Source organism: Achromobacter sp. 1011811831, from assembly GCF_059760905.1.
This window is the reverse complement of the sequence record NZ_JCBANG010000147.1, coordinates 1-9237: the sequence shown is the minus strand read 5'-3', so window position 1 is coordinate 9237 and position 9237 is coordinate 1. Positions and strand designations below refer to the sequence as shown.

At 69.1% G+C, this 9237-nt stretch carries 6 protein-coding genes; 5 read left to right on the top strand and 1 reads right to left on the bottom strand.

Annotated features, from left to right (window positions below; translation table 11 throughout):
* Window positions 1–46: 46 nt before the first annotated feature.
* Window positions 47–385: a DUF4148 domain-containing protein gene (locus tag AC6LJ9_RS29595; RefSeq protein ID WP_498150325.1), complete on the bottom strand. Its 339-nt coding sequence runs from the start codon at window positions 383–385 to the stop codon at window positions 47–49.
* A gap of 321 nt (window positions 386–706) precedes the next feature.
* Between AC6LJ9_RS29595 and AC6LJ9_RS29590 the strand changes: the two genes are divergently transcribed.
* The 5 genes from AC6LJ9_RS29590 to AC6LJ9_RS29570 all read left to right on the top strand — a co-directional run.
* Window positions 707–1990 (top strand): TolC family protein, encoded by a 1284-nt coding sequence (locus AC6LJ9_RS29590; protein WP_498150324.1) that lies wholly within the window; start codon window positions 707–709, stop codon window positions 1988–1990.
* Between the two features lie 13 nt (window positions 1991–2003).
* Window positions 2004–3500, top strand: coding sequence for an efflux RND transporter periplasmic adaptor subunit (locus AC6LJ9_RS29585; protein WP_498150323.1), 1497 nt, complete (start codon window positions 2004–2006; stop codon window positions 3498–3500).
* Window positions 3501–3516: 16 nt separating this feature from the next.
* The gene (locus tag AC6LJ9_RS29580) at window positions 3517–6693 is read left to right on the top strand and encodes a CusA/CzcA family heavy metal efflux RND transporter (protein ID WP_498150322.1); all 3177 of its coding nucleotides are present in this window, start codon (window positions 3517–3519) and stop codon (window positions 6691–6693) included.
* A gap of 120 nt (window positions 6694–6813) precedes the next feature.
* Window positions 6814–7935 (top strand): glycosyltransferase family 2 protein, encoded by a 1122-nt coding sequence (locus AC6LJ9_RS29575; RefSeq protein ID WP_498150321.1) that lies wholly within the window; start codon window positions 6814–6816, stop codon window positions 7933–7935.
* Window positions 7919–9237, top strand: a 1319-nt coding sequence (locus tag AC6LJ9_RS29570) for an ArnT family glycosyltransferase (protein ID WP_498150320.1), incomplete at its 3' end; no start/stop codon positions are given. The genes AC6LJ9_RS29575 and AC6LJ9_RS29570, both read left to right, overlap by 17 nt.

The following is a 9237-nucleotide window of genomic DNA, read 5'->3' as shown; positions in this document are numbered from 1 at the left end:
GCCCAGGGCGGCCGCGCGGATTGAGCAGGGGCGGGCAATGCCGCCATCAGCCCGGGGTGTAGATGCTGTTCAGGCGGGCGCGCTCTTGCGCGCTCATGTTGCGCGCTTCGGCCTGCACTTCGTCACGGGTGAGCGCGGTGCCCTGCTTGTACCAGCCCGGCGTGCCCAGGTTGCGGTAGGCCAGGAACCACTTTCCCGGATCGGCCTTGGCCGCGGCGAGCTCGCTATCCACCTGGGCCTGGCTCTTGCCGCCGGCCGCGTGTTCGGGCGCGATGGCGTAGCCGATCTCGGTGTTGGTCTGGTGCCAGACGCCCGAGGCGTTGGCGGCGAAGGGCAGGGCGAGCGCGGCGCAGAGCGACAGGGCGGCGGCGTGGCGGGTTTTCATCAGATTCTCCTTACGGCGGTTGACGTTGAGGGACCGGCGAAAGCGCCAGCCCGATACACGCTTCGTGTTAAGCGATGACGACAACTTTACAGATCTGATCGCGTCAATTCTCCAACGAGCCGATTACGAATTCGTAATCGATATGACGGCCTTGAAACCCGCGAATTTCCTGGATTTTCCCGCCTCAATCCTCGGTCGCGAACCTTACGGAAATGTCATTTTTCTGTCGAGGTTCTGACGAGGCCCGTTCGATACAGTGCCGCCAGATGCCTATCCCAGCCCGGCTGCGCGGGCCCGCCACTACCTTCCCCTGACAGAATCATGCGTCCATCCCTGATACCGCTGGCCCTGGCGGCCGCCGTGCTGGCGCCGCCGGCCTGGAGCCAGCCGCCAACGCCGCCCGCCTCGTTCCTGGCGCCGCCATCGACCGCCATTCCGCCCTCCAGCGATCAAGCCGCGCCCAACGCGCCGCTGACGCTGGAACAGGCGCTGTCCATCGCCTTCGAACGCAGTCCCCTGCTGGCCGCCGCGCGCAACGAAGCCGCCGCGACCGAAGGCGAATTGCAGCAGGCGGGCCTGCTGCCCAATCCCAGCATCGACGTCAGCATGGACGACCGGCGCAAGGCGTCGCGCACGACCACCACCACGCTGAGCATGCCGATCGAGACCGGCGGCAAGCGCGGCGCTCGCGTCAAGGCCGCCGGACTGGCGCGCGACATCGCGCAGACCGACCTGGGCGCGGCCCGCGCCGATCTGCGCTCGACCGTGATCGCGGCCTTCTTCGACGTGGCCACCGCGCAGGAAACCGTGCGCGTCGCGCAGGAAAACGCGGGCATCGCCCAGAAGGCGCTGCAACTGGCCGACAAGCGCGTGGCCGCCGGCAAGGCGCCGCCGCTGGAAAGCAACGCGGCGCGCGTGGAACTTGCCAACGCCCGCATCGAGGCGCGCGCGGCCGAGGCCGCGCTGCAGGTCGCGCGGCGCGGCCTGGCCGTGCTGTGGGGCGACGCGGCGCCCGCATTCGCCAGCGTGCGCGGCGACATCGGCCAGTTGCCGGCGCGCGGCACGCTGGACGAGCTGAACGCCGAGCTGGCGCAGTCGCCGCGGCTGCAGGCCGGAAAACTGGCGGTAGACCTGGGCGCCGCGCAGCTGGAAGTCGAGAAAAGCAAGCGCTATCCGGACATCACGCTGAGCACCGGCGTGGCCCGCGACTACGAGGCGAAACGCAACAAGGTCCAGTTCGGCGTGGGCATTCCGCTGCCGCTGTTCGATCGCAATCAGGGCAACGTCTACGCCGCCACGATGCGCTCATACAAGGCGCGCGACCAGTACCGCGACCTGGAGGCTCGGCTGGCAGCCGAGCTGCTGCAATCGGTCTCCCAGTTCGACCTGGCGACGGGCGCGGCCAACGACTACCGCGCCACGGTGCTGCCCAGCGCGCGCCGCGCCTATGACAGCGCGCTCAAGGGCTTCGAAGCCGGCAAGGTCGGCTATCTGCAGGTGCTGGACGCCCAACGCACCCGCTCACAGGCCGAACTGGGCTACCTGTCCACCCTGACCAACGCCTACCAGGCCTGGGCCAATATCGACCGCCTCATCGGACGCTGACTCTCACTACGCCATGACCATGCAAATCCTGCGCTTTCCCCCTGGCCGCTCCCGTGCGCGGTCCCTGACCGTCGCGCTGCTGGCGGCCGCCAGCCTGCTGGCCGCCACGGGCGCGGCCGCCGACGAAAAGCCCGGCGCCGCCGGCCACGCCGACCACGCGCCAACCGAAAAGGGCCCGCAAGGCGGCGCCCTGACCCGCGCCGGCGGCAATGGCGTCGAGCTGCTGATCAGTGAATCCGGCGGCTCCTCGCGTCTGCGCCTGTGGGCCTACACCGGTTCCAAGCCGGTCGCGGCGGGCGAGATCAAGGCTCGCGTCCGCGTGCTGCGCCCGAATGGCGTCGTGGAAGAACTGCGCCTTGAGCCATCCGATGGCGCGCTGGTCAGCACCCAGGACATCGCCGAACCGCACTACTTCGAGATCGAAGCCGAGGCGAACTGGCCCGGCCAGGTCGATCCGCTCAAGGCGTCGCTGGAAAAGGACGAAGGCCTGATCGCGCTCACCGCCGAGCAGGTGGCCGCGGCCGGCATACGCAGCGCGGCCGCCGCGCCCGCCGCGCTGGAAGCCACCTCGCAGTTCCCGGGCGAAATCAAGTTCAACGCCGACCGCACCGCGCACATCGTGCCGCGCCTGGCCGGCGTCGCACAGGAGGCCCCCGTCGAACTGGGCCAGATGGTCAAGAAGGGCGAGCTGCTGGCCGCGCTGTCCAGCACGGCCCTGTCCGACCTGCGCAGCGAATGGCGGGCCGCCGTCAAGCGACGCGACCTGGCCGCCGCCACGCACCAGCGCGAACTCAAGCTGTGGCGCGAGCAAGTCACCGCCGAGCAGGATTATCAGCAGGCGCGCACCGCCCTGCAGGAAGCGCAGATCGCGGTGCAGAACGCCGAGCAGAAGCTGGCCGCCGTGGGCGTCACGCCGGGTTCGAAGGACCTGAGCCGGCTCGAGATCCGCGCGCCGTTCGACGGCGTGATCGTCGAAAAGCACATCACGCTGGGCGAAGCGCTGGCCGACAACGTCAATATCTTCACGCTGTCGGACCTGGGCACCGTCTGGGCGGAATTCTCGATCGCCGCCAAGGATCTGCAAGACGTGCGGGTGGGCGAGGCCGCCCGCGTCAGCTCGGCGTCGTTTACGGCAAGCGCGATGGGCAAGGTGTCCTATATCGGCTCGCTGCTGGGGCAGCAGACCCGCACGGCCACCGCGCGCGTCACGCTGGAGAACCCCGACATGGCCTGGCGGCCCGGCCTGTTCGTCTCGGTCAACGTGGTGACCAGCCAGCGCGACGTGCCGGTGGCGATCGCCGCCGACGCGGTGCAGACGGTGGAAGACCAGCCCTCGGTGTTCATCGAAGTGCCCGGCGGCTTCCTGGCGCAGCCGGTCAAGCTGGGCAAGGCCGCGGGCGACCAGGTGGAAGTGCTGTCCGGCCTGGCCCCGGGCGTGCGCTACGTGACGGACAACGCCTTCGTGCTGAAGTCCGAGCTGGGCAAGGCCAGCGCCGACCACGCGCACTGAGGCAGGGGCTACATACATGTTTGAACGCCTGATCCGCTTTGCCATCGAACAGCGCTGGATGGTGCTGTTCGTCACGCTGGCCATGGCCGCCGTCGGCATCTACAACTACTCGCGGCTGTCCATCGACGCCGTGCCCGATATCACCAACGTGCAGGTGCAGATCAACACGGCCGCGCCCGGCTATTCGCCGCTGGAGACCGAACAGCGCGTCACCTACCCGATCGAAACCGTGATGGCCGGCCTGCCCGGCCTGGAACAGACCCGCTCGCTATCGCGCTACGGGCTGTCGCAGGTCACGGTGATCTTCAACGACAGCACCAACATCTATTTCGCGCGCCAGCTGGTCAACGAACGACTGCAGCAAGCGCGCGAGAATCTTCCCGAAGGCATATCGGCCACGCTGGGGCCGATCTCGACCGGCCTGGGCGAGATCTACTTTTGGACGGTCGAGGCCGAGGACGGCGCGCGCAAGCCCGACGGCTCGCCCTATACCTCCACCGACCTGCGCGAGATCCAGGACTGGGTGGTCAAGCCGCAGGTGCGCAACATTCCCGGCGTGACGGAAATCAATTCCATCGGCGGCTACGCCAAGGAATACCTGGTGGCGCCCAACACCGAGCAGCTGGCGTCCTACGGCCTGTCGCTGACCGACATCATGACGGCGCTGGACCGCAACAACGCCAACATCGGCGCCGGCTACATCGAACGCAAGGGCGAGCAGTACCTGATCCGGGCGCCGGGACAGGTCCAGTCGGTCGACGATATCGGCAACGTGCTGCTCACCGCCGTGAACGGCCAGGCCATCCGCGTGCGCGACGTGGCCGAGGTGTCCATCGGCCGCGAGCTGCGCACCGGCGCGGCCACCGACAATGGCAAGGAAGTGGTGCTGGGCACGGCCTTCATGCTGATCGGCGAGAACAGCCGGACCGTGTCGCTGGCCGTGTCCGATCGCATCGCCGCCATCAACAAGACGCTGCCCGAGGGCGTGAAGCTGATCACGGCCTACGACCGCAGCAATCTGGTGGACAAGGCCATCGCCACCGTCAAGAAGAACCTGCTGGAAGGCGCCACGCTGGTCATCGTGATCCTGTTCCTATTCCTGGGCAACATCCGGGCGGCGCTGATCACGGCCATGGTCATCCCGCTGTCCATGCTGTTCACCTTCACCGGCATGGTCACGTACAAGGTCAGCGCCAACCTCATGAGCCTGGGCGCGCTGGACTTCGGCATCATCATCGACGGCGCGGTCGTGATCGTGGAGAACTGCGTGCGGCGGTTGAGCCATGCCCAGGCCCATCAAGGCCGGCCGCTGACCCGCAGCGAGCGCTTCCACGAGGTCTTCGCCGCCGCGCGCGAAGCGCGCCGGCCGCTGCTGTTCGGCCAGCTCATCATCATGGTGGTGTACCTGCCCATCTTCGCGCTGACCGGCGTGGAAGGGCGCATGTTCCACCCCATGGCGCTGACCGTGGTGCTGGCCCTGCTGGGCGCGATGATCCTGTCGGTGACCTTCGTGCCGGCGGCCGTGGCCCTGTTCATGGGCAACAAGGTGGCCGAGAAGGAAAACCGCCTGATGAGCTGGGCCAAGCGCCGCTACGAGCCGCTGCTGGACATGGCGCTGCGCCGCACGCCGCGCGTGCTGATCGCGGCGACCCTGTTCGTGGCTGCCTGCGGCGTGCTGGCCTCGCGCATGGGCAGCGAATTCATACCCAGCCTGAACGAAGGCGACATGGCGATCCAGGCGCTGCGCATTCCCGGCACCAGCCTGAGCCAGTCGCTGGAGATGCAGAAGCAGCTGGAAGTACGCCTGAAAGAGAAATTCCCCGAGATCGAACGGATCTTCGCGCGCACCGGCACGGCCGAGATCGCCTCGGACCCGATGCCGCCGAACATCTCCGACGGCTACATCATGCTCAAGCCCGTGGATCAATGGCCGAAGCCGCGCAAGACCCATGCCGAGCTGCTGGCCGCGATCCAGGAAGAAGCAGGCAAGATGCCGGGCAACAACTATGAGTTTTCCCAGCCCATCCAGCTGCGCTTCAACGAGCTGATCTCCGGCGTGCGCAGCGACGTGGCCGTGAAGATCTTCGGCGACGACAACGACGTGCTCAACCGCACGGCCGCCGAAGTGGCCGAGTCGCTGAACAAGATCCCCGGCGCGTCCGAGGTCAAGGTCGAGCAGACCACCGGCCTGCCGGTGCTCACCGTGAACATCGACCGCGCCCGCGCGGCGCGCTACGGGCTGAGCCTGGCCGACGTGCAGGACACGCTGGCGATCGCCGTGGGCGGGCGCGCGGCCGGCACGTACTACCAGGGCGACCGGCGCTTCGACATCGTGGTGCGGCTGCCGGAATCGGTGCGCGAGAGCATTCCCGCCCTGCGCAAGCTGCCCATCGCCCTGCCCAAGGCTGACGGGCAGGCGCAGACGGCCTACATCCCGCTGTCCGAGGTCGCCAGCCTGGACCTGTCACCCGGCCCCAACCAGGTCTCGCGCGAGGACGGCAAGCGCCGCATCGTGATCAGCGCCAACGTGCGCGGCCGCGACCTGGGCTCGTTCGTGTCCGAGGCTGCCGAGGCGATCGAGCGCGACGTCAAGATCCCGGCGGGCTACTGGACCACCTGGGGCGGCACGTTCGAGCAGCTGCAATCGGCGGCCCAGCGCCTGCAGATCGTGGTACCGGCCGCGCTGGTGCTGGTGTTCGCGCTGCTGTTCGCCATGTTCGGCAATGTCAAGGACGGCCTGCTGGTCTTCACCGGCATTCCCTTCGCGCTGACGGGCGGCATCATCTCGCTGTGGCTGCGCGGCATGCCGCTGTCGATCACGGCGGCGGTGGGCTTCATCGCGCTGTGCGGCGTGGCGGTGCTCAACGGCCTGGTGATGCTGTCCTTCATCAACGGGCTGCGCCAGGAAGGCAAGCCGCTGGACGAAGCGGTGCGCGAAGGCGCGCTGACGCGGCTGCGGCCGGTGCTGATGACGGCGCTGGTGGCCTCGCTGGGCTTCGTGCCCATGGCCCTTGCCACCGGCACCGGCGCCGAGGTGCAGCGCCCGCTGGCCACCGTGGTGATCGGCGGCATCATCTCGTCGACCATCCTGACCCTGCTGGTGCTGCCCGCGCTGTACCGCCTGCTGCACCGCAAGGACGCGGAAGAGCTGGAGCTGGCCGAGTCGGCGCGCGTAGCCCGCGACAACGCATAAGACCAGGCGCGGCGGTCCGCCCAGGTCCGCCGCGCCTTACGGAAATGTAATCGGGCCGTCGGCTATTCGTCGACGCTCGATCGCTACATTGCCTGAATTCTTCCCCGATCGGTTATCTCCATGCATCTTCCCCCTCCGCCCACCGCCGCTCGCTCCCGCCGACCCGCCGTGCAGCTCTCGGTCATCGTGCCCTTCCTGAACGAGCGCGAGGTACTGCCCGCCTGCCTGGAGCGCCTGCGGCGCGTGCTCGACGGCCTGAACGAGTCCTACGAAATCGTGTTCGTCGACGACGGCAGCCGCGACGGCAGCGCCGAGTTCCTGGCCACGCGGATCCGCACGGAGCCCGGCCTGAAGCTGCTGCGCCTGTCGCGCAACTTCGGCAAGGAAGCCGCCATGACCGCCGGCATCGAGCACGCCGTGGGCGCGGCCGTCGTGATCCTGGACGCCGACCTGCAGGATCCGCCCGAGCTGATCCCCGACATGTTGCGCGCCTGGCGCGAGGGCGCGGACGTGGTCTGCATGCGTCGCCGCAGCCGCGCCGGCGAGAGCTGGCTCAAGCGCGCCTCGGCCTATGCCTACTACCGGCTGCTGAACCGGCTCAGCAAGGCCAGCATCCCCGCCGACACCGGCGACTTCCGGCTGATGAGCCGCAAGGCGGTGCAGGCCCTGCTGCAACTGCCGGAGCGCTGCCGCTACATGAAGGGCATGTATGCCTGGATCGGCCTGCCCACCCGCATCATCGACTACGACCGCGATCCGCGCGCCGCCGGCACCACCAAGTGGAACTACCTGGGCCTGATGCGGCTGGCGATGGAAGGCATCACCTCGTTCTCCACCGCGCCGCTGCGCTGGGCCACCGGCCTGGGCGTGGCCGCCGCGCTGGCCGGCGCCGGATTCGGCATCGTCATCACGCTCAAGACCCTGCTGCTGGGCGAGGAAGTGCATGGCTATCCCTCGCTCATCGCCATCATCACCTTCCTGAGCGGCGTACAGCTGATCACCATCGGCCTGCTGGGCGAGTATGTGGGCAAGACCTATATGGAATCCAAGCAGCGGCCGGTCTACCTGCTGCGCGACGTGCAGCGCAGCCGCACGGCGGCATTGCGCCTGCCCGGATCCGAACCCGACACGGCGGCGGACCCGGCCTCCGGATACGCGCGCGACGACGCCGCCGGCCCGGCGCGCCAGGCCGCCCCGTCCGCCGCCATGACCGGAGAGGGTCCGCATGCGGTCAACTTCTAAGGCCCTGCTGCTGGGCCTGACGGCCATCCTCGCTGCGCGGCTGTTCGCCATGGCGGTCATGCCGCTGGCCGACACCTCGGAACCGCGCTACGCGGAGATCGCGCGCCTGATGGCGGTCACCGGCGACTGGGTCACGCCCTGGTTCGAGCCGGGCGTGCCGTTCTGGGGCAAGCCGCCGCTGGCTTTCTGGGCGCCAGCGCTTTCCATCAAACTGCTGGGCCTGTCCGAGTTCAGCCTGCGCCTGCCTGCCTTCGCCGCCATGCTGGGCATGCTGGCGTTGGTCCATGCCTTCGCCGCGCGCCAGTTCGGCGCCAGCGCCGCGCGCTGGGCCGCGCTGGTGTTCGCCACCATGCTGCTGCCGCTGTCCAGCGCCGGCGCGGTGCTCACCGATCCCTTCCTGGCGCTGGGCGTGACGCTGTCGATGACGTCCTTCCTGCTGGCGCGGCACGACGGCCCCCCGTGGTGGCGCTATGGCTTTTTCGTGGGCCTGGCGATCGGCCTGCTGTCCAAGGGGCCGCTGGCCCTGGTGCTGGTGGCGGCCGCCGTGTTGCCCTGGTCGCTGCTGCCCGCCGGCCGCGCGCAGTGGCGCGCGCTGCCCTGGATCGGCGGCACGATCCTGATGCTGGCGCTGGCCCTGCCCTGGTACGTGATGGCCGAGATCCGCACGCCCGGCTTCCTCCAGTACTTCATCGTGGGCGAGCATTTCCTGCGCTTCGTCGACCCGGGCTGGCAAGGCGATCTGTACGGCACCGCGCACAAGCGGCCCTATGGCGGCATCTGGCTGGACTGGCTGCTGGCGACCATGCCCTGGGGGCTGGCGGGCCTGTGGCTGTTCCTGCGGCCCGGCCAGGGCGTGCCGCTGCGGACCCGGCTGGCGTCGCTGGCGCGCGATCCGCTGCGCGCCTACCTGCTGCTCTGGGGGCTGGCCGCGCCCGCGTTCTTCACGCTGTCCGGCAATATCCTCTGGACCTATGTGCTGCCTTCGCTGCCGCCGCTGGCGCTGGCGCTGGGCGCCTGGATGGCCGACCATGCGCCGACGCGGGGCTGGCGCGCCCGGCTGCCGGCCGCGCTGATGCTGCTGACGCCGCTCGCGGCGCTGACGCTGGGCGCACTGTCGCTGGCGCAGCCCGAGCGCTACAAGACCGAGAAGCAGCTGGTGGCCCAGGCCTTCGCGCGCATGCAGCCCGGCGAGCAACTGGTCTTCGTGGGCAGCCGGCCGTTCTCGGCGCGCTTCTATTCGCAAGGCGCGGCCGGCCAACTGCCCATGGATGCCGTGGCGGCGGCGCCGGCCCTGCCGGGGGC

Coding starts and splice junctions, on each gene's coding strand:
- AC6LJ9_RS29585 (WP_498150323.1), top strand. CDS start 2,004: ATGACCATGCAAATCCTGCGCTTTCCCCCTGGCCGCTCCCGTGCGCGG.
- AC6LJ9_RS29575 (WP_498150321.1), top strand. CDS start 6,814: ATGCATCTTCCCCCTCCGCCCACCGCCGCTCGCTCCCGCCGACCCGCC.
- AC6LJ9_RS29595 (WP_498150325.1), bottom strand. CDS start 385: ATGAAAACCCGCCACGCCGCCGCCCTGTCGCTCTGCGCCGCGCTCGCC.
- AC6LJ9_RS29580 (WP_498150322.1), top strand. CDS start 3,517: ATGTTTGAACGCCTGATCCGCTTTGCCATCGAACAGCGCTGGATGGTG.
- AC6LJ9_RS29590 (WP_498150324.1), top strand. CDS start 707: ATGCGTCCATCCCTGATACCGCTGGCCCTGGCGGCCGCCGTGCTGGCG.